This window comes from Actinomadura syzygii (genome assembly GCF_008085905.1).
GTDB classification, from domain to species: domain Bacteria; phylum Actinomycetota; class Actinomycetes; order Streptosporangiales; family Streptosporangiaceae; genus Spirillospora; species Spirillospora syzygii.
Map to the genome: position 1 here is coordinate 113,633 of NZ_VSFF01000003.1, position 19,687 is coordinate 133,319.

Genomic DNA, 19,687 nt, shown 5'->3' on the forward strand with positions numbered 1-19,687 from the left:
ATTGCGGCAAGATCGGACTACCGTGGGCGGATGACGTTCGCCTCCCCAGCGCCGCAGGGGGCCTCCGGCCGGGCCGCGCGTTGAGCCTGCTCGACCGGCCGCGCCGGGAGCCCGCGACCCCGGCCGCGCCACGCGGACCGTCGCGTCCGCCCTGGTCGGCCCGCCTTTCGTTGGCCCGCCTCCCCTGGCTGACGCGCCTGCGCCGCGCGGACGGCGGACGGCCCCGGCCGATCCGCGAGCTGCTGCTGATCGTCGCGCTGTTCGCCGCGTACAAGCTCGGCCGCCTGTTCGCCGCCGGCCGCGTCGGGGAGGCGTTCGGCAACGCCCGCGACGTCTGGCACCTGGAGCGGACGCTGCGGCTGCCGTCCGAGACCGGCGTCCAGGACGGGCTGATGCAGAGCGACGTCCTCGTCCACGCGGCGAACTCCTACTACGCCTTCGTGCACTTCCCGGCGGCGGTGGCGTTCCTGCTGTGGATGTACCTGCGGCGGCCCGGCCACTACCGGTGGATCCGCCGCGTCCTCGTCGGGCTGACCACGGCGGCGCTCGGCCTCCACCTGCTCGTCCCGCTCGCGCCGCCGCGCATGCTCCCCTCGACCGGGCTGATCGACACGGCCGCCCGGTTCGGGCCCGCGGTGTACGGGGCGCCGCAGAGCGACACGATCGCCAACCAGTACGCGGCGATGCCGTCGCTGCACATCGGCTGGGCGGCCGTCATCGCGGTCGGGCTCGTCGTCACGTCCCGGACGCGCTGGCGGTGGCTGTGGCTCACGCACCCGGTCGTGACCGTCGCGGTCGTCGTCGCCACCGCCAACCACTACTGGCTGGACGGGGTCGTCGTGCTGGCGCTGCTCTCGGTCACCGTGCTGCTGCTCCGCCCGCCCGCCTCCGAACACGTCACCGCCTCCGCAGGGGCGGGGGACTCCGAAACCGATGGCTCCGCGCCCAGCGTCTCCAGCAGCTCCAGGACGGGCTGAAGCTTCTCGTACAGCAGCAGGACCGGCTCTCCGGGCGCGGCGATGTCCAGCGCCGCCGCCACCGCGCCCTTCAGGTCGCCCGCCGGGTGGACCCGCACGTCCGGCCTGGCCTCCCGCAGCCCCTGGACGATCAGCCGCGTCATCTCCCCGGACCGGCGTCCGCGCAGGTCCTCGTCCTCGTAGACGACGACCCGGCCGAACGTCGCGCCGAGGGCTCGCGCGGTCTCGTCGACCAGTTCGTCGGACCGGTCGCCCGGCAGCGTGACCGCCGCGACGCCGCCGCCCCGCCACCGCCGCGCGACGAGCTCCCCGACCGCGGCGACCGCCGCCGGGTTGTGCGCGTAGTCGACCAGGACGGGGTTCTCCCCGACCTGGTACACGCAGCCCCGCCCCGGGTTGAGGGTGTGCGGGTCGAACGTGCGCAGCGCCCGCGCGACGACGTCGACGGGGACGCCCAGCGCGCGGACGGCGGCGACGGCGGCGAGCGCGTCGGCGACGACGTGGGCCGCGTGCCCGCCGAACGAACCGGCGATGTCCTCCACGGGCAGGACGCGGGTCCTGCGGTCGCCGTGCGCCTCGGTCAGCCAGCCGTGCTCGGCGTAGTAGCCCACGCCGCCGTCGCGTAGATGGTCGACCAGGACGGGCGCGTCCGCCGACGGTGCGAAGTAGCGCAGTTCGGGCGCCCGCTCCCGCACCAGCGGGCGCTCGGCGAGCCGCGCCGTCGCCGGGTCGGCGGCGTTGAGCACGAGGTGCCCGCCCGGCCTCACCTCCTCGGCGACCAGCGCCTTGATCTCGGCGAGGTCGTCCACGGTCTCGGTGTCGTCCATGCCGAGGTGGTCGCGGGTGACGTTGGTGACGACGGCGACGTCCGCGCGGTCGTAGCCGAGGCCCCGCCGGACGATCCCGCCGCGCGCCGTCTCCAGCACGGCCGCGTCCACCGACCGGTCGCCGAGCACCATCTCCGCCGACCGGGGCCCGGACGCGTCCGACAGGTGGACCAGCCGCCCGCCCACGAACACGCCCTCGGTGCTGGTCATGCCGGTGCGGCGGCCGTCCAGCTCCAGCATGTGCGCGATCATCCGGACGGTCGTGGTCTTGCCGTTCGTCCCCGTCACCGACACGATCGGCACCCGCGACGGGGTCCCGGCCGGGTACATGAGGTCGATGATGTCGCCCGCGACGTCGCGTCCCGCGCCCTCGTGCGGGGCGAGGTGCATGCGCAGCCCCGGCGCGGCGTTGACCTCCAGGATCCCGGCCGCGCCGCGGTCGGCGGGCGGCGGGGAGCCGATGTCGGGCAGCCGCAGGTCGATGCCGCACACGTCCATCCCGACGGTCGCGGCGGCCCGCACGCACATCTCCGCGACCTCGGGGTGCGTCTCGTCGGTCACGTCCCGGCTCGTCCCGCCGGTGGACAGGTTCGCGTTGCGGCGCAGCCGCACCCGCTCCCCGTCCGCGGGCACCGACGCCGGGCCGTGGCCCTGCCGGGCGAGCAGGCCCAGCTCGGTCGGCCCGAGCACGAGCCGGGTCAGCGGGCGGTCGTGCCCCTCGCCGCGCGCCGGGTCGGCGTTCACCCGCGCGACCAGCGCGGCGACCGTGGCGGAGCCGTCGCCGGTGACGCACGCGGCGGCCAGCTCGGCCGCCGCGACCACCCGGCCGCCGACGACGAGGACGCGGTAGTCCCTGCCCGGGATGTAGGACTCGACGAGCACCTCGCCCTCGTCCCCGGCGGCGGACGCGAACGCCGCCACCACCTCCGCGGGCTCGGTCAGCTCGATGTGCACGCCCTCGCCCTGGTGCCCGGCCAGCGGCTTGACCACGACCGGGCCGCCGATCTCGCGCAGCACGGCCAGCGCCTCCGCCGGGGACGCCGCGACCCGCCCCTCCGGGACGGGCACGCCCGCGTCGGCGAGGACGCGGTGCGCGAGCCGCTTGTCGCCCGCGACCTCCATCCCGATCGCGGACGTGCCGTCGGTCATCGCCGCCCACACCGTCCGGCGGTGCCGGCCGTAGCCGAGGCGCAGCAGGTTCAGGGCGCCGACCCGGCGGACCGGGACGTCCCGGCGGCGCGCCGCCCGCGCCAGCGCGGACGTGCTCACCCCGAGCCGCTCGCCCTCGTGCGCGGCGCGGATCCGGGCGAGGTCGGCGGAGAGGTCGGGCGCCGTCCCGGCGAGCGCGCCGGTCACGGTGCGCAGCGCGAGCGCGATCAGCATCTCGACGACCGCGCTGCCGGACGGCTCGTCCCGCGGGCACTCCAGGATCACGTCGTACTCGGACGGCCCGCCCGCGCGCACCGTCCGGCCGAAGAACACCTCGCGGCCGATCAGCCCGGACAGCTCCAGCGTGACGTGCTCGGTGACGTGCCCGAAGTAGGTGCCGCGCGCCATCGCGGCGAGCAGCCCGCCGGGGCGGCCCGCCGAGCAGTGGTGCGTGCCGAGGCCGGGCAGCGCGTCCACCAGCCGCTCGGCGAAGCCGGGGTGGTCGGTCGTCTCGTGCCCGGTCAGGCCCTGGAGGTCGAGCCGCGCGATCGCGACGGGACGGGCCAGGTAGACGTTCGGGCCGCTCAGGCGGCGCACATGGTCGAGCCGCACGGCTAGTCCTCCTCCTGCACCGGGCCGCGCATGTCGCCGAGCGCGGGGAGCTTGTCGTTCATCTGGAACGCGCAGCCGGCGGGGAGCAGGTGCAGCGACACGTCGAGCATCGCCATCGGCTCGTCGTCGGAGGCGGCGTAGGCGATCGTGGACTGGCCCGCGTCCACGACGGTGACGACGCCGGTGCCGACGACGTCGAACCGCCCGTCGCCGACGACGATCGCGGTGTCCTCGTCGATGCCGACGCCGAGCAGCCGGGTGTCGAGCGCGATGCCGCTCATCAGCCGCGGCAGCCGCCCCCGCTCGTTGAAGTGCATGTCGATGAGGACGTTGTCGAGCAGCCCGAGCCCCGGCCCCACCTTCACGCTGGACGCGGCGACCTCGTGGCCGTGGCCGCCGAGGATCATCCAGTGGCCCATCGCGGTCGCGCCCGCGCTCGTCCCGGCGATGACGAGGCCCTCCTGGTCGAGCCGCCGCTGCAGCAGCTCGTTGGTCCTGGACCCGACGAGGGTCCGCAGCCGCGACTGGTCGCCGCCGCTGAACAGCACCCCGGTCGCCGCCTCCAGGGCCCGCAGCGTCGCCGCGTCGTCGGCCGCGGCCCGGCCGAGCAGGCGCAGCTCCCGCACCGAGGTGACGCCGAGCCTGCCGAACACGGCGCTGTACTCCTCGGCGACCTCCTCCGGCACCTCGGTGGCCGTCGTGACCACCACGATCCGCGCGTCCTCGCCGCCCGCCAGCTCGGCGAACGTCTCCAGGGGCCCGGACCCGCAGGTCCGGTTCTCCGCCCCACCGATGATCAGCAGCCGGCCCTTGCGTCCGGCCCCCCGCAGATTCTGCTTCACACCTGCTGACTACCCCTGATGACCCCGTGTAGTCCCCGAGTGACGGTGGGGCACCGACCGCTCGCGCGGGGGCGGGCGCGCCTCGCCGGAACCCCCGCGGGGCCGTGTGTCATGCTGTTCGGATGAGCGGCAGCCCCGTCGCCCCGGACCCGCCCTTACGACCCCCGTCCCCGCCGTCCGCCCGCCGGCCGGGACCCGAGACCGCGGTCGCCGCGGCGTCCGCCCGCTACCTGCGCGGCGAGCCGATCGACATGTCCGCGCTGGCCGCCGAGCTGGGCGTCGGGCGCGCCACCCTGTACCGCTGGGTGGGCGGCCGCGACCGCCTCGTCGGGACGGTCCTCGCCGAGATGACCGAGCGCACCTACCGCGTCGCGGCGCGGGGCGTCGGCGGCGCGGGGCCCGAGCGGATCCTCGCGGTGCTCGACCGGTTCATGCGCGCGGTCGTGGACGCCGAGCCGCTCAAGGCGTTCACCGCGCGCGAGCCGCGCCTCTTCCTCCGGCTCGCCACCATGCCCGGCGTGATCGAGGACCGCGCCGCCGACCTCCTCACCCGCGAGCTGCAGGCCGAGATCGACCGCGGGGCGCTGCGCGTCTCGCTGCCGACCCGGACGCTCGCGCAGGCGATCGTCCGCGTCGCCGACTCGTTCATGTACGCCCACTACCTGGGCGGGAACCGGCCGGAGATCGAGCGGGCGCTCGAGGTCGTCGAGCTGATGCTGGGCCCCTGCGGGACCACCGGACCGGACTCGCCGGGAATCTCCGGGACGTCCTGGACAGTTCTTCTTTAAGGCGGGTATTGACCATTTCGTGGCAAATCTCCGCCATGAGAGGGTGTATTGGACGCAACGTCGAACGAGGGGCGGCCGGCCGTGAACGACATCCCCCGCCGCGCGGTGACGCGGACCGCCAAGCTGGCGACCCTGCCGCTCGGCTTCGCCGGGCGCACCGCGCTCGGATTCGGCAAGCGGACGATCGGACGTCCCGCCGAGGCCGTCGCGCTGGAGGTGCAGCGCCGCACCGCCGAGCAGCTCTTCGCCGTGCTCGGCGAGCTGAAGGGCGGCGCGATGAAGGTCGGCCAGCTCCTCTCGATCTTCGAGGCCGGGCTGCCCGAGGAGGTCGCCGGGCCGTTCCGCGCCAGCCTCACCCGGCTCCAGGAGTCCGCCCCGCCGATGCCCGCCGCCACGACCCACAAGGTCCTGGCCGAGTGGCTCGGGGACGACTGGCGCGACTACTTCGACGCCTTCGACGACCGCCCGGCGGCGGCCGCGTCCATCGGGCAGGTCCACAAGGCCGTCTGGCACGACGGCCGGACGGTCGCGGTCAAGGTCCAGTACCCCGGCGCCGCCCAGGCCCTGATGAGCGACTTCAACCAGATCTCCCGGCTCAGCCGCCTGTTCACGCCGCTGTTCCCCGGCGTCGAGGTCAAGCCGGTCGTCGCCGACCTGAAGCGCCGCCTGGAGAAGGAGCTCGACTACGTCGACGAGGCCCGCGCGCAGACCGCCTTCCACGACGCCTACGCGGACGACCCCGACTTCGTCGTCCCCGCCGTGGTCGCGCAGGCGGGCAACGTCCTGATCACCGAGTGGCTGGACGGCACGCCGCTCGCCAAGGTCATCGCCGACGGCCCGCAGGACCGGCGCGACCGCGCGGGCCTGCTGCTGTTCCGCTTCCTGCTGTCCGGCCCGGCCCGCTGCGAGATGATCCACATCGATCCGCACCCGGGCAACTTCCGGCTCCTGGACGACGGGCGCCTCGGCGTCCTGGACTTCGGCGGCGCCGCCCACGTCCCCGCCGAGCTGCAGTGGTCGATCGGCCGCCTGCTCCGCATCGGCACCCTCGGCGACCCGGACGAGATCGTCGACGGGCTGCGCGCGGAGGGGTTCCTCTCGCCCGACGCCGAGGTCGACCCCGAGGAGGTCGCCGACCTCGTCGGCCCGCACGCCGCCCCGTTCGCCGTGGAGCGGTTCCGCTACTCGCGGGAGTGGATGCGCGAGCAGACCGCGCGCGGGTTCGGACTCGCCGCGGACATGCGCCCCGGCTCGCTCGCCCGCCAGTTCCGGCTGCCGCCGCAGTACCTCGCGGTCAGCCGCGCCCTGTCCGGCTGCGGCGGCGTCCTCTGCCAGCTGGAGGCCGAGGGCGCCTACCGGGCCGAGGCCGAGCGCTGGCTCCCCGGCTTCGCCGACGACGGCGGCCCCGACCTGGACGACCGGACCGAGGCCACCGCCTGAGCGGGCCTCCGTCCGGCCTCAGTCCGGTCTCACGCGATCACGCGAGGGCGCGGGCCTCTTCCTCCTCGACCGCGCGGTTCCAGTCGCGCTTGCCAGCCTGCCAGCCGTCCTCGTCGCGGCCGCGCCGCCAGTAGCCGGAGATCGACAGCCGGTCCATCGGCAGGCCCCGCTCGACCCGCAGGTGCCGCCGCAGCGCCTTGACGAAGCCCGCCTCGCCGTGGACGAAGGCGTGCACGTCCTCCGACGGGAACTCCAGCCGCTGGACGGCGTCCACCAGCAGGTCGCCGACCGCGCCGCCGCCGCGGTGCAGCCAGACGATCTCCGCGTCGCCCGGCGTCGGCAGGTCCTGCTCCTCCTCCGGCCCCGCGACCTCGACGAACACGCGGACGGGCGCGCCGTCCGGGATCCGCTCCAGGGACGCGCCGATCGCGGGCAGCGCGCTCTCGTCCCCGACCAGCAGGTGCCAGCCTGCGTCCGCGCGCGGCGCGTACGCCCCGCCGGGACCCGTGAACAGGATCTCCTCGCCCGGGCTCGCGCTCGCCGCCCACGGCCCGGCGAGCCCCTTGTCGCCGTGGTGGACGAAGTCGATGGTCAGCTCGCCGGCGCCGGCGTCCCACGCCCGGACGGTGTAGGTCCGGGTGGTCGGCCACTGCTCGCGCGGCAGCTCGGCGCGGATCCGGTCCATGTCGAACGGCTCGGGGTAGGCGGCGCCGGGCCGCGGGAACAGCAGCTTCACGTAGTGGTCGGTGAACTCGCCCGCGCCGAATCCGGCGAGGTCGGGTCCGCCGACGACCACGCGGATCATGTGCGGCGTGAGGCGCTCGGTGCGCAGCACCGTCGCCCGGTTGAGCCTGCGCCCCTTGCGCGCCGGTTCCGTCGCCATTCGGCCCTCCGCTGGTCCGGGTCCTAGTACTTAGGGAAGCCTAACCTGCAACTCGTCCGAAATGTTCCGTGAAATCGCCCACGGCGCGTCCGGAAAGCGGCGGGCGGGGCCGCGCGGCCCCGCCGCGTTACGGTCGGGTGGACGGCCCGGCGACAGGACGGTGAAACGGTTGGCGCTCATCAGGACGACGATGACGGACGAGCAGCGCAAGTCGGTGGCGCTGGAGTACCTCAAGGGCTTCGACAACGGCGGCGTGACCTCCGACGGGTCCCCGCTCCTCGACCTGTTCGCCGACGACGCGCAGGTGTATTTCCCGAAGTGGGGCCTCGCCACGGGCAAGGACGAGATCGCCCGGCTGTTCGGCGACGTCGGCGCGACGATCACCTCGATCCGGCACCACTACGCCGGGTTCAACTGGATCCTCACCGGCGCCGACACGCTCGTCTGCGAGGGCACCAGCCACGGCGAGCACCGGGACGGACCGTGGCGGGCGGGCGTCCCCGAGTGGGGCGCCGGCCGGTGGTGCGACGTGTTCGAGATCCGCGACTGGAGGATCCAGCGCGTGTTCATCTACCTCGACCCCGACTACGCGGGCGCCGACACCGCCCGCTACCCCTGGCTGGCAGACGAGTGACATGCGGCGAGCGGCGGGCGGCCTGCGCCGGGTGACACTCCGAACAGGCTCATCTGCGGTACGTTCGGGAGGCCTCGCGCGACCCCCAGCCCGTCCGCGCCGCCGGAGGAACGATGTCCGTGCCCGTCCAGTCTCCCGCCCCTGGCCGCCCCGCTCGCGGCGGCTCCGTCCCCGGTGGCGCCGTCCCCGGCGGCTCCGTCCGCGTGCTCGCGCCGGTCCGGCGATGAGGGTCGCGGAGGCCGTCGGGGAGGCCATCGCGCGGTTCGGCGCCGACACCGTGTTCGGCGTCGTCGGCAGCGGCAACTTCCACGTCACCAACGCGCTCGTCGCCAACGGGGCCCGGTTCGTCGCGGCCCGGCACGAGGGCGGCGCCGCCACGATGGCCGACGCGTACGCGCGGGTCGGCGGCGGGCTCGGCGTGGTGACGGTCCACCAGGGGCCCGGCCTCACCAACGCGGTCACCGGCCTCGCCGAGGCCGCGAAGAGCCGCACGCCGCTGCTGGTCGTCGCGGGCGAGGTCGCCGCCGCCGCGGTCCGCTCCAACTTCCGGATCGACCAGGCCGCGATCGCGGCGGCGGTCGGGGCCGTCCCCGAGCGGGTCCACTCGCCCGGCACCGCGCTCGCCGACGTGGCCCGCGCCTGCCGGACGGCGGTCGCCGAGCGCCGCACCGTCCTGCTCGGCCTGCCCCTCGACATCCAGGACGCCGAGCACCCCGGCTCCGCGGCGGAGCAGCCGCCCGTCCCGCACCGGCCGCGCCGCGCGCAGGTGCCGCCGCTGCCGGTGCCGCCGGCCGGCGCGATCGCCCGGCTCGCGGACGCGCTGCAGGACGCCGAGCGCCCGGTGTTCATCGCCGGGCGGGGCGCCCGGCTGAGCCGCGCCGCCGAGCCGCTCGCCGAGCTCGCCCGGCGCTGCGGGGCGCTGCCCGCGACGTCCGCCGTCGCGCGCGGCCTGTTCCAGGGCGACCCGTTCGCCCTGGACGTGTCCGGCGGCTTCGCCACCCCGGCCGCGGCCGGCCTGATCGCGGGCGCCGACCTCGTCGTCGGCTGGGGCTGCTCGCTCAACTCGTGGACGACCCGGCACGGCGCCCTCGTCGGGCGCGGCGCGACCGTCGTCCAGGTCGACGTCGACGCCCGCGCCCTCGGCGCGCACCGCACGGTCGACCTCGGCCTGATCGGCGACGCCGCCGAGACCGCGCGGGCCGTGTCCGCCGAGCTGGAGCGGCGGGGCCACACGTCCACCGGCTACCGCACCCCCGAGGTGGCGGAGCGGCTCGTCCGCGAAGGGCGCTGGCAGGACGTCCCCTACGAGGAGGACCCGCCCGGTGAGGACGGCCCCCGCATCGACCCCCGGACGCTGACGATCGCCCTCGACCGGATGCTGCCGTCGGAGCGGACCGTCGCCGTCGACTCGGGGAACTTCATGGGGTACCCCGCGATGTTCCTGGACGTCCCCGACTCCGACGCCCTCGTGTTCACCCAGGCGTTCCAGGCCGTCGGGCTCGGCCTCGCCACCGCGATCGGCGCGGCGGTGGCCCGTCCCGACCGGCTGACCGTCGCGGCGCTCGGCGACGGCGGCCTGCTGATGGCGGTCGCCGAGCTGGAGACGGCCGTCCGGCTCGGCCTCGGCCTGCTCGTGGTCGTCTACGACGACGAGGCGTACGGCGCCGAGGTGCACCACTTCGGGCCCGGCGGGCACCCGCTGGACACGGTCACCTTCCCGCCCGCCGACCTCGCCGCCGTCGCGCGCGGGTTCGGCTGCGCGGCGGCGACCGTCCGGGGCCCGGACGACCTCGCCGCCGTGGCGGCCTGGCTGGACGGGCCGCGCGACCGTCCGATGCTCGTGGACGCCAAGGTCGCCCGCGGCCGGGCCGCCTGGTGGCTGGAGGAGGCGTTCCGGGGACACTGATCATGTTTCCCCGCCTGCTCATGGGAACGATCAGCGGCACGATCGACTGTGGCCGCGGTCACGTATCCCGGAGGAGGACAGATGGCGCGAGTGCAGCGGCTTCCCACGCTCGCCGTCGAGATGATGGCCGAGTTCGCCGGGACCCTGATCCTGATCCTGTTCGGGGTGGGCGTGGTCGCGCAGGCCGTCGCCGCGAGCGGGCTCGGCCCCCCGCAGAGCCTCGGCGGCCACGACAGCATCGCCTGGGCGTGGGGCATCGGCGTGACGCTCGGCGTGTACGTGGCGGCGCGGCTCAGCGGCGGGCACATCAACCCCGCCGTCACCCTCTCGCTCGCGGTCTTCAAGGGCTTCCCCTGGCGGAAGGTGCTCCCGTTCTGGTTCGCGCAGTTCCTCGGGGCGTTCATCGCCGCGCTGATCGTCCGGTGGGACTACAGCGAGATCCTCCACAAGTTCGACCCGGGCCTGACGGCCAAGACGCAGTTCGTGTTCTCCACCATGCCCGGCAACGGGACCCTGCCGGTCGGCCTCTGGGGCGGGTTCCGCGACCAGGTGATCGGCACCGCGATCCTGCTGTTCCTCGTCCTCGCGCTCACCGACCTGCGCAACGCGCCGCCGCTCGCGAACATGGCGCCGCTCATCATCGGGCTCATCGTGGTCGCGATCGGGATGGCGTTCGGCTCGGACGCCGGGTACGCGATCAACCCGGCCCGTGACCTCGGCCCCCGGCTCGCCCAGTTCATCACCGGATACGACACGGCCTGGCGAGATCAGTACGGAAACCTGTATTTCTGGGTGCCGATCGTCGGACCGCTGATCGGCGGCCCGATCGGCGCCGGGCTCTACATCCTGCTCATCGGGCGCAACATCCCCGAGGACGGGGAGGGCGAGGTGCCCACGAGGCCCGAGCCGGAATACGACGTTTCCTGACGGAGATCGCGCAGAAGGGAAAGAGTCCATGGCCGACTTCGTCGGGGCGCTTGACCAGGGCACCACGAGCACCCGTTTCATGGTCTTCGACCACGGCGGCAACGAGATCGCGCGCCACCAGCTCGAACACGAGCAGGTCCTGCCTCGGGCCGGGTGGGTGGAGCACAATCCCACTGAGATCTGGGAGCGGACGCGCGCCGTCATCCAGGTGGCACTGAACAAGGCGCACCTGGGCTTCGGTGACCTCGCGGCTTTCGGGATCACCAACCAGCGTGAGACGACCGTGGTGTGGAACCGGCGGACGGGACGTCCGTACTACAACGCGATCGTCTGGCAGGACACCCGCACCGACCGCATCGCCGCCGCCCTGGAGCGCGACGGGCGCGGCGACATCATCCGGCACCGCGCCGGGCTTCCACCCGCCACGTATTTCTCCGGCGGCAAGATCCAATGGATTCTGGAGAACGTCGACGGCGTGCGCGAGGCGGCCGAGAACGGCGACGCCGTGTTCGGCAACATCGACACGTGGGTGCTGTGGAACCTGACGGGCGGCGTCGACGGGGGCGTGCACGTCACCGATCCGACCAATGCCAGCCGCACCATGCTCATGGACCTAGAGACCCTCAACTGGGATGACGAACTTCTGTCGTTCTTCGGGATTCCGCGCTCGATGCTGCCGGAGATCAAGCCGTCGTCCGCGCCTGAGCCGTACGGGGTGACGCGCCGTGACGGCCCGCTCGGCGGTGAGGTCCCGCTGACCGGCATCCTGGGCGACCAGCAGGCGGCGACGGTCGGGCAGGTGTGCTTCGCGCCGGGGGAGGCCAAGAACACCTACGGCACCGGCAATTTCCTGCTGCTCAACACGGGTGAGGAACTGGTCAGGTCCAAGGCCGGGATGCTCACGACCGTCTGCTACAAGTTCGGCGACTTCGCGCCCGTGTACGCGCTGGAGGGGTCGATCGCGGTGACGGGCTCGGCGGTGCAATGGCTGCGCGACCAACTCGGCATCATCTCCGGCGCCGCGCAAAGCGAATCACTGGCCCGCCAAGTCGACGACAACGGCGGCGTCTACTTCGTCCCCGCCTTCTCCGGCCTCTTCGCCCCCTACTGGCGCTCGGACGCACGCGGAGCCATCGTCGGACTGTCGCGCTACAACACCAACGCCCACCTCGCCCGCGCCACCCTGGAATCCATCTGCTACCAATCCCGCGACGTCGTCGAAGCCATGCGCGCCGACTCGGGTGTATCGCTGGACGTCCTCAAGGTCGACGGCGGCGTCACCGCCAACGAACTGTGCATGCAACTCCAAGCCGACATCCTCGGCGTCCCGGTGTCGCGCCCCGTCGTCGCCGAGACCACCGCCCTCGGCGCCGCCTACGCCGCCGGACTCGCCGTCGGCTTCTGGACCACCACCGACGAACTCCGCCAGAACTGGAACGAAGACAAGCGCTGGGAACCCACTTGGGACGAGGAGCAGCGCCAAAGCGGCTACGCCGGGTGGAAGAAGGCCGTGGAGCGTACCTACGGCTGGGTCGAGGTCGACTGAGCGTGGCGATCCTTCACTGAGTGTAGGCAGGTCGTCTAGAATCCGCCTGGACAGCGTCGCCCCGGCCGCTCCCGACGGCCCGCCGAGAGGATTCCCATGACCAGGCGCTTCGCCGCAGCCGTCGCCCTCGCCGCCATCGGGGCCGGGACACTCGCCGTCGTCGGACCGGCGCAGGCCGCGCCCTCGCGGACGGCATCCTCCCGGCAGGCGCCAGCGAGGGCGGAGGTCGACTTCACCGGGATCGTCGCGCTCAGCAACTGCTCGGGATCGCTCGTCCGGGGGCCGCGGTCGCGCGACACCGACGCGGCGCTCGTCCTGACGAACGGCCACTGCCTGGAGACGGGCATGCCGAAGGGCGGGCAGGTCATCGTCGACCAGGACTCGTCCAGGACGTTCACGCTCCTCGACCGGACGGGCCGGAACGACCTCGGCACCCTCCGCGCCACGAGGGTCGAGTACGCGACGATGACCGACACCGACGTCACCGTCTACCGGCTGAACACCACCTACGCCGCCATCCAGCGCAGGTACGGCGTCCCGGCGCTGCGGCTGTCGACGGCCAGGCCGCATGACGGCGCGGAGATCCGCGTGGTCTCCGGCTACTGGCGGACGATCTACGGCTGCCGCTCCGACGCGACCGTCCACCGGCTGCGCGAGGCCGGCTGGACGTGGAAGGACTCCATCCGCTACCGGCCCGAGTGCGAGACGACCCACGGCACGTCCGGCTCGCCGATCGTCGACGTCCAGACGGGGCAGGTCACCGGGATCAACAACACCGGCAACGACGACGGCGAGCGCTGCACCCTCAACAACCCGTGCGAGGTGGACCGGAGCGGCAGGGTGACCGTCCGCCGCGGCGCCCACTACGGCCAGCAGACGTACCTGCTCGCCCGCTGCCTCGGCCCGGACAGCGACGTCGTCCTGAGCAGGGACTGCGCGCTGCCCACCCCGTAACCCCGGGGCCACCCGGGTCGGTGTCAGCGGTCCGCGAGGAGCCCGGCGCGGAGCCGCTCCAGCGTGGCGCGGAGCAGCCGCGACACGTGCATCTGCGACAGGCCGATCTGCTCGGCGATCTGCGTCTGGGTCTTGTTGCCGAAGAACCGCAGCAGCAGGATCGTCCGCTCGCGCTCGGGCAGTTCGTCGATCAGCGGGGCGAGGGCGTGGCCGTCGATGAGGGCGTCGAGCGCCGGGTCTTCCCTCCCGAGGTGCTCGCCGACCGTGCCGGAGTCGCCGCTCGGCGCCCCGTCGGCCGGGGCCTCGAGCGACAGCGGGCGGTAGGCGTCGCACGCGGCGATGACCTCGGCGGTCTCCTCCTCGGTGAGGCCCATCCGCGCGGAGATCTCCGTGGTCGTGGGGGAGCGGCTGTGCTCGCGGGTGAACTCCTGGACGGTGTGCTGCAGCACCGGCCGCAGCTCCTGGATGCGGCGCGTCACCCGGACGCCCCAGGTCTTGTCCCGGAAGTGCCGCTTCACCTCGCCGGTCACCACCGGGTAGGCGTAGGTGACGAAGCGGTCGCCGATCACGGGGTCGAACCGGTTGATGGCCTTGACGAGGCCCAGGTAGGCGACCTGCTGGAGGTCGTCGAGAGGTTCCCCACGGTCGGCGTACCGGCGCGCGACGCCCCTGACGAGCGGGGCGTGGATGTCGACGATCCGGGCTCGGAGACGCTCGCGTGCGGGGTCGCCGTCGCGGAGCTCGTTCATCTCCGCGAGGAGCGTCTCGGTCTGGCCGTCGTCGAACCGTCCGGTGGACTGCGCCGACGTCATGCGGGGTCGTCTCCCTTCGGACGAGACCGGGCGAGCCGGGGGGCGATCGCTCGGTCCCGTCCCTCTACCCTCCGATCGGCCCGTCACACGGACGCTCCGCCGAGGAGGCGCGGAAGGCGCGGGGGAGAGGTGGGGAAACGTGGCGCGGCCCAGGCTCGCAGCTGGGAGCACATGGCGCCGAGCCGACGAGTGGGCCGCGAGATGACTCTGCCCATCCCGCCTTCTCGGTAAACCGATAGGTGTCTGAAGTGTCGCGCCCCGGCAAGGCGACCTGACCGGCCGGGCCAGGGTGATCCAAGGACCCGGACGTTTTCGGCGGAACGTTAATAACCGGGCATTTCGGGAAGCTCCAGCAGTTCAGGCTGGACAGGCGGGATGGGAAGGAGTGTCCACATGAGGCACGAAGCGTTCATCGGCCAGGTGCAGGACCGTGCCCGCCTCTCCGGGCACGGCGAGGCGGAACGGGCGACCCGCGCGGTGCTGGAGACGCTCGGCGAGCGGATCCCGGAGGGGCTCGCCGACAACCTCGCGGCGCAGCTGCCGCACGAGATCGGCGAGCATCTGCGCCGCACCGAGGTCTACGGCGGGGCCGGGTCGGGCGAGCGGTTCGACCGGCACGACTTCATCGAGCGGGTCGCCGCCCGGTCGGGGACGGACGAGCCGCGCTCGGCGTACCTGGCGCGGGTCGTGCTGGAGGTGACCGACGAGGCCACGCAGGGAGGCGTCACGCGGAAGGTCCGCGAGAGCCTCCCCGCCGACATCAGGAGCCTGGTGACGGCCGGACACACCGGCTGACACCCACAACGCGCGAGATCACGGCCACGAGGGCTCGCGGGACGGGCAGACCACCATCTCCCGCGTCTCGCAGCCGTCCGGCCGGGACAGCGCGAACGCGATCGCGGCCGCCACGTCTTCCGGCCGGTCGAGCGGGACGTCCGCGCCGGGCCGGTCGCGTTCGGCGCGGCCCTCGTAGAAGGCGGTGTCCATGCCGCCCGGGACGATCATCGTGACGGCGACCTTCCCGGCCAGCTCGGCGGCGAGGGCGCGGGTGAACCCGACGACGCCGAACTCGGCCGCGCAGTACGCCGTCGCGTCCCGCGCCGCCCGGAGCCCGAGCGTGGACGCGACGGTGACGATCCGTCCGGGCGGCTCGTTCTCCAGGTAGGGGAGCGCGGCGCGGATGACGGCGGCCGTGCCGAGCAGGTTCACCTGGACGACCCGCTCCCAGTCCTCGGCGGGGACCTCGCACAGCGTCCCGTAGGCGTCGATGCCCGCGGCCGTCACGACGGCGTTCAGCCCTCCGGCGGCGCGGGCGAGGCCGTGCACGGCGCGCTCGGCGCAGCGGCGGTCGGCGAGGTCGGCCTGCATGTGCTCGACGTCGTCCTTCGGCGGATGCCGGTCGAGGACGAGCGGGCGCCCCCCGTCGGCGGCCACCCGCCGCGCGACCGCCGCGCCCAGCCCGCTGGCGCCTCCGGTGATGAGGACGTTCATACCGCGTCTCCCTTCGTCGTGGACGGCAGGCGCGCACTCGGGCGCCTTTGGGGGGAGTTCGTGGGGCGTACCGGTCATGCCGCGACGTCGCTGAGCGCGGCGGCGTCCCGGTAGACGGCGACGGTCCGGGCGGCGACGCGGGACCACGCGTAGTGGACGCGCGCCCGGTCCCTTCCGGCAAGCCCCATCTGCGCGCGCCGCGCCGGGTCCGTGAGCAGCGCGCGGATCGCGACGGCCGCGGCCTCCGGCTCGCGCGGCGGGACGAGGACGCCGGTGATGCCGTCCACGACCGTGTCGAGGTGGCCGCCGACGGCGCTCGCCACGACGGGCGCGCCGCAGGCCATGGCCTCCAGCGGCACCATGCCGAACGGCTCGTACCAGGGCAGTGCGACGACGAGGCTGGCCGAGCGGAGCAGCGGCGGCACCTCGGTGTGCCCGACCCGGCCGGGGAAGCGGACCCGGCCCGCGACCCCCGCGTCCCGCGCGATCCGCCGCAGCCGGTGGACTCCGGGGTCGCCGTCCACGCGTGCGGGGGGCGGGCCGCCCGCGACGATCAGCTCGGCGTCCGGCAGGTGGGCCAGTGCCCGGACGGCGGTGTCCACGCCCTTCCGCTCGACGAGCCGCGACAGCACGACCAGCCGATACCGCCCGCCGCCGTCGGCCTCGCGGCACTCGTCGCCGTCCGGGGTGAACAGGCCGACGTCGACGCCGCACGGCACCACCCGGACGCGGCCCGGCGGCACGCCGATCGCGGCCAGCTCGGAGACCTCGTCCGAGCAGGTGGCGATCACCCTGTCCGCGGCGCGCCCGATCGCCCGCTCCAGCCGCACCCGGGACGCCGGGCTGGTGTCGCCCGCGCCCCGGTGGCGGCGCATCACGGTGCCGAGCGCGTGGTAGGACTGCACGACCGGCACGCGCCGCGACCCGGCCGCCTGCGCGGCCTGGATCGCGGCGAGCCCGCTCATCCAGTGGTGGGCGTGCACGACGTCCGGCGGGTCGGTGGCCCACCGGCGCTCCAGGTGCCGCCCGAAGTCGTGCATCCAGGGGAGCAGCGCGTCCTTCGCGATCCGCTCCGCCGGGCCCGCGGGGACGTGCTCCACGGTCACGCCGGGCGCGAGCCGCACCCGCTCGGACCGCGCCGGCGCGTCCCGCCGCGTGTACACGGTGACGTAATGGCCTTGCCGTCCCAGCTCGGCGGCCAACTCGGCGACGAACACGCTTTGCGCGCCGTCGGCTCCGGAGCGCCCTCTCCCCGCCGGTCCGCCTCCGGCGGCGAGTGGGCTGGCGTGTTCGGAGACCATCGCGATCCTCATCGCACTACCTCCTGGAGATCTCACCGCCATTCACACAGGAAGCGGGGGGATGAAGCGGATTCGACATTGCCTGTGTCGATCGTCCTAAACGCCGGAGTCCCGAAAGCCCGCTGGTGAACGGCGTGTCAGGCGGCGGGCGTATCGGCGTCAGGCGGTCGGCGTCAGGCGGCGGGCGCCGCCGTCCGGCCGCGCGCCAGCCGCAGCGCGCACACCGCGCCGAAGAGCGCCGCCCCGGCGAGGGCCCAGCCCGTGCCGTACTCGGCGTGCCGGGTCGAGGCGCCGGACTCCGCCAGCGTGAGGAACAGCGTCCCGATGGTGGCGATGCCGACGACCTGGGCGATCTGCATGAGCGTGAGCAGCAGGCCGCTGGCGTCCGCCGCGTCCTCGGGGGCGACGTGCCGCAGCGCGGTCGTCATGATGATCGGCATCACGCCGAGCCCGAACCCGATGACCATGGTGAGCAGCTCGTAGGGGAGTCCGCCGCCGGCGAGCGGGCCGACGCACAGGTAGCCCACGGCCGCGATGGCGAACCCGGCCGGGACGGCGGGCCGGTGCCAGCGCGCGGGCAGCCGCTGCCAGTTGAGCCCGACCAGGGCGAACGCGGCGACGCACGGCACGAAGGCGAGGCCGGACTCGACCGGCGACAGCCGCAGGTCGCCCTGGAGGTGCAGCGTGGTGGTGAACAGGAACGAGCCCCAGCTCCCCGGCCCGAACAGCATGGCGACGCACGCGGGCACGAGCAGCGGAGCGCGGAGCACGCGCGGGGAGATCAGCGGGCGTCCGCCGGTGGCGGCGACGCGGCGCTCGACGGCGACGAAGGCGGCGAGGAACATGGCGCTCGCGGCGAGCGAGGCCCAGCCCCACAGCGGCCAGCCGAGCTCGTGCCCCATGATCAGCGGGACGACGAACAGCAGCACCGCCGGGGCGAGGGTGAGCAGGCCGGGCAGGTCCAGCTCGGCCCGCAGGCCCGTGGTCCGGGGCGGGACGTCGTCGGCGGGCAGCGTGCGCGGCGACGCGAGCAGCAGCGCGACGCCGATCGGGACGTTCACGAGGAACACCGTCCGCCAGCCGGTGCCGAACAGGTCGGCGCTGACCAGCAGGCCGCCCGCCGCCTGGCCGACGACGACGCCGCCCGCGATGACCGCGGAGTACACACCGAGCGCGCGCGCCCGTGCCGCGCCGGTGAAGTTCCGCTGGATCATCGACATCACCTGGGGCGTCAGCAGCGCCGCGCCGATGCCCTGGAGGAACCGGAACACCACCAGGGCGCCCGTGGTCGGCGCCAGCCCGCAGGCCAGGGACGCGACCGTGAACCCGACGAGCCCGGCGTGGTACATCCGGCGGTGCCCGGCGATGTCGCCGAGCCGCGCGCCGGTGATCAGCAGCACGGCGTAGGAGATGATGTAGCCCGCGACGACGAGCTGCAGCCCGGAGCCGGAGGCGTGCAGGTCGGCGCGCAGCGTCGGGAGCGCGACGTTGACGATGCTCACGTCCAGGATGGCCATGAACTGGCCGAGCAGGATGACGGCCAGCGCGAGGCGGCCGGGTCCGTTCCGCGTCCCCCGTTCGGGAACAATCCCGCGCAGATCGGTTGCTTGTGTCATGGGTACGATCTTTGCGGGCAACGGGTACCGGTAACGAGAGCCTGGTGATACTGGTACTGACAGCACCTGGCAACGACGGCGGACCGGATGCATCCTGGGGGCGTGACGATGACCACCGCGCAGACCACCACCGCGCCGCGCCGCAGGACGGAGCTGGCCGCGTTCCTGCGCAGCAGGCGCGAGCGGATCACGCCCGAGGACGTCGGGATGCCGCCCGGCCCGCGCCGCCGCACCCCCGGCCTGCGCCGCGAGGAGGTCGCACAGCTCGCCGGGGTCGGCGTCACCTGGTACACGTGGCTGGAGCAGGGCCGTCCGATCAACGCGAGCACCCAGGTGCTGGACGCGGTGGCCCGCACCCTCCGGCTCGACGGCGCCGAGCGCGAGCACCTGTACCGGCTCGCCGACATCCCCGAGGCGACCGTGGACGAGGAGGCCGACACCCTGCCCGCCGAGGTCCAGGGCATCCTGGACGCGCTCGTCCCGATGCCCGCCGCGGTGGCGAACGGCCGGTCCGACATCCTCGCCTGGAACGCCGCCTACGCGGCGATCTTCCCGCACATCGTGGCGGCGCGGCCGTGCGAGCGGAACTCGCTGTGGATGGTGTTCACCCTGCCGCCGTGCTGCAACCCGGTCGTGAACCTGGAGGAGGCCGCGCCCGGCCACGTCGCGGTGTTCCGGCACCGGTACAGCCGGCACCTGGGCGAGCCGGGCTGGAAGGAGCTGGTCCGGCGGCTCCAGGAGGCCAGCCCCCAGTTCGCCCGGCTGTGGGCGTCGCACGACGTGGCTCTGCCGGGGCAGAGCGACAAGGTGTTCCGGCACCACGCCGTCGGCGTGATCCGGACCCGCACCACGAACATGGAGATCACGGCGTCCCCGGACGCGCGGCTCGTCGTGTACACGCCGACCGACGAGGAGAGCCGCGAGCGGATCGGGTGGCTGATCGCCAACCCGGACGCCGCCGCCGTCGACCACTCCCACTGAG

General features: G+C 74.1%; 16 protein-coding genes and 1 pseudogene. 10 read left to right on the forward strand and 7 right to left on the reverse strand.

Annotated elements, in window-relative coordinates; genetic code table 11:
* Window positions 1-80: 80 nt before the first annotated feature.
* Window positions 81-977, forward strand: coding sequence for a phosphatase PAP2 family protein (locus FXF65_RS45130; RefSeq protein ID WP_342787288.1), 897 nt, complete (start codon window positions 81-83; stop codon window positions 975-977).
* A gap of 26 nt (window positions 978-1,003) precedes the next feature.
* On the opposite strand, the pseudogene cphA reads toward FXF65_RS45130, so the two are convergent.
* Together cphA and FXF65_RS07635 are read right to left on the reverse strand one after the other, a co-directional pair.
* Window positions 1,004-3,565 (reverse strand): annotated as a pseudogene (cphA, locus tag FXF65_RS07630) (cyanophycin synthetase); the annotation flags it as partial.
* Between the two features lie 2 nt (window positions 3,566-3,567).
* Complete coding sequence (locus tag FXF65_RS07635; RefSeq protein WP_148349023.1) at window positions 3,568-4,407, reverse strand: cyanophycinase; 840 nt, start codon at window positions 4,405-4,407, stop codon at window positions 3,568-3,570.
* Between the two features lie 122 nt (window positions 4,408-4,529).
* On the opposite strand from FXF65_RS07635, the gene FXF65_RS07640 reads away from it, so the two are divergent.
* Window positions 4,530-5,195, forward strand: coding sequence for a QsdR family transcriptional regulator (locus tag FXF65_RS07640; protein WP_187412166.1), 666 nt, complete (start codon window positions 4,530-4,532; stop codon window positions 5,193-5,195).
* A gap of 81 nt (window positions 5,196-5,276) precedes the next feature.
* Window positions 5,277-6,635, forward strand: coding sequence for an ABC1 kinase family protein (locus FXF65_RS07645; RefSeq protein WP_187412167.1), 1,359 nt, complete (start codon window positions 5,277-5,279; stop codon window positions 6,633-6,635).
* 37 nt (window positions 6,636-6,672) lie between these two features.
* Here FXF65_RS07645 and FXF65_RS07650 read toward each other — a convergent pair whose 3' ends face one another.
* Window positions 6,673-7,518 carry a siderophore-interacting protein gene (locus tag FXF65_RS07650; protein WP_148349024.1) on the reverse strand — a complete coding sequence of 282 codons (846 nt, stop codon included), beginning with the start codon at window positions 7,516-7,518 and terminating at the stop codon, window positions 6,673-6,675.
* 169 nt (window positions 7,519-7,687) lie between these two features.
* On the opposite strand from FXF65_RS07650, the gene FXF65_RS07655 reads away from it, so the two are divergent.
* The 5 genes from FXF65_RS07655 (at window position 7,688) to FXF65_RS07675 (ending at window position 13,485) form a co-directional block, all read left to right on the forward strand.
* Window positions 7,688-8,152, forward strand: a complete 465-nt coding sequence (locus tag FXF65_RS07655) for a nuclear transport factor 2 family protein (protein ID WP_246198410.1) — start codon at window positions 7,688-7,690, stop codon at window positions 8,150-8,152.
* 223 nt (window positions 8,153-8,375) lie between these two features.
* Window positions 8,376-10,058, forward strand: a complete 1,683-nt coding sequence (locus FXF65_RS07660) for a thiamine pyrophosphate-binding protein (protein WP_148349025.1) — start codon at window positions 8,376-8,378, stop codon at window positions 10,056-10,058.
* An 81-nt stretch (window positions 10,059-10,139) separates the two neighbouring features.
* Entirely contained in the window at window positions 10,140-10,985 is an 846-nt protein-coding gene (locus FXF65_RS07665) for an MIP/aquaporin family protein (RefSeq protein ID WP_148349026.1), read from the forward strand.
* 28 nt (window positions 10,986-11,013) lie between these two features.
* A complete protein-coding gene (gene glpK, locus FXF65_RS07670) occupies window positions 11,014-12,531 on the forward strand; it encodes a glycerol kinase GlpK (RefSeq protein WP_148349027.1) in 1,518 nt (505 codons plus the stop codon).
* A gap of 96 nt (window positions 12,532-12,627) precedes the next feature.
* The gene (locus FXF65_RS07675; RefSeq protein WP_148349028.1) at window positions 12,628-13,485 is read left to right on the forward strand and encodes a S1 family peptidase; all 858 of its coding nucleotides are present in this window, start codon (window positions 12,628-12,630) and stop codon (window positions 13,483-13,485) included.
* A gap of 23 nt (window positions 13,486-13,508) precedes the next feature.
* On the opposite strand, the gene FXF65_RS07680 is transcribed toward FXF65_RS07675, so the two are convergent.
* Window positions 13,509-14,297 carry a SigB/SigF/SigG family RNA polymerase sigma factor gene (locus FXF65_RS07680; protein WP_148349029.1) on the reverse strand — a complete coding sequence of 263 codons (789 nt, stop codon included), beginning with the start codon at window positions 14,295-14,297 and terminating at the stop codon, window positions 13,509-13,511.
* A 393-nt stretch (window positions 14,298-14,690) separates the two neighbouring features.
* Between FXF65_RS07680 and FXF65_RS07685 the strand changes: the two genes are divergently transcribed.
* A complete protein-coding gene (locus tag FXF65_RS07685) occupies window positions 14,691-15,092 on the forward strand; it encodes a DUF2267 domain-containing protein (RefSeq protein ID WP_148349030.1) in 402 nt (133 codons plus the stop codon).
* 18 nt (window positions 15,093-15,110) lie between these two features.
* Here FXF65_RS07685 and FXF65_RS07690 read toward each other — a convergent pair whose 3' ends face one another.
* The 3 genes from FXF65_RS07690 to FXF65_RS07700 form a co-directional block, all read right to left on the reverse strand.
* Complete coding sequence (locus tag FXF65_RS07690; RefSeq protein WP_148349031.1) at window positions 15,111-15,788, reverse strand: SDR family oxidoreductase; 678 nt, start codon at window positions 15,786-15,788, stop codon at window positions 15,111-15,113.
* 74 nt (window positions 15,789-15,862) lie between these two features.
* Complete coding sequence (locus tag FXF65_RS07695; protein WP_148349032.1) at window positions 15,863-17,101, reverse strand: glycosyltransferase; 1,239 nt, start codon at window positions 17,099-17,101, stop codon at window positions 15,863-15,865.
* Window positions 17,102-17,262: 161 nt separating this feature from the next.
* Window positions 17,263-18,705, reverse strand: coding sequence for an MFS transporter (locus FXF65_RS07700; protein ID WP_148349033.1), 1,443 nt, complete (start codon window positions 18,703-18,705; stop codon window positions 17,263-17,265).
* A gap of 108 nt (window positions 18,706-18,813) precedes the next feature.
* On the opposite strand from FXF65_RS07700, the gene FXF65_RS07705 reads away from it, so the two are divergent.
* Window positions 18,814-19,686 carry a helix-turn-helix transcriptional regulator gene (locus tag FXF65_RS07705; RefSeq protein WP_222868466.1) on the forward strand — a complete coding sequence of 291 codons (873 nt, stop codon included), beginning with the start codon at window positions 18,814-18,816 and terminating at the stop codon, window positions 19,684-19,686.
* The last annotated feature ends 1 nt before the right edge of the window (window position 19,687 follow it).

What these genes read in the sequence shown, in the direction of transcription:
- FXF65_RS07690 (WP_148349031.1), bottom strand. Translation starts at nt 15,788, where the DNA reads ATGAACGTCCTCATCACCGGAGGCGCCAGCGGGCTGGGCGCGGCGGTC.
- FXF65_RS07665 (WP_148349026.1), top strand. Translation starts at nt 10,140, where the DNA reads ATGGCGCGAGTGCAGCGGCTTCCCACGCTCGCCGTCGAGATGATGGCC.
- FXF65_RS07695 (WP_148349032.1), bottom strand. Translation starts at nt 17,101, where the DNA reads ATGAGGATCGCGATGGTCTCCGAACACGCCAGCCCACTCGCCGCCGGA.
- FXF65_RS07685 (WP_148349030.1), top strand. Translation starts at nt 14,691, where the DNA reads ATGAGGCACGAAGCGTTCATCGGCCAGGTGCAGGACCGTGCCCGCCTC.
- FXF65_RS07680 (WP_148349029.1), bottom strand. Translation starts at nt 14,297, where the DNA reads ATGACGTCGGCGCAGTCCACCGGACGGTTCGACGACGGCCAGACCGAG.
- FXF65_RS07640 (WP_187412166.1), top strand. Translation starts at nt 4,530, where the DNA reads ATGAGCGGCAGCCCCGTCGCCCCGGACCCGCCCTTACGACCCCCGTCC.
- FXF65_RS07705 (WP_222868466.1), top strand. Translation starts at nt 18,814, where the DNA reads ATGACCACCGCGCAGACCACCACCGCGCCGCGCCGCAGGACGGAGCTG.
- FXF65_RS07700 (WP_148349033.1), bottom strand. Translation starts at nt 18,705, where the DNA reads ATGACACAAGCAACCGATCTGCGCGGGATTGTTCCCGAACGGGGGACG.
- FXF65_RS07675 (WP_148349028.1), top strand. Translation starts at nt 12,628, where the DNA reads ATGACCAGGCGCTTCGCCGCAGCCGTCGCCCTCGCCGCCATCGGGGCC.
- FXF65_RS07660 (WP_148349025.1), top strand. Translation starts at nt 8,376, where the DNA reads ATGAGGGTCGCGGAGGCCGTCGGGGAGGCCATCGCGCGGTTCGGCGCC.
- FXF65_RS07650 (WP_148349024.1), bottom strand. Translation starts at nt 7,518, where the DNA reads ATGGCGACGGAACCGGCGCGCAAGGGGCGCAGGCTCAACCGGGCGACG.
- glpK (WP_148349027.1), top strand. Translation starts at nt 11,014, where the DNA reads ATGGCCGACTTCGTCGGGGCGCTTGACCAGGGCACCACGAGCACCCGT.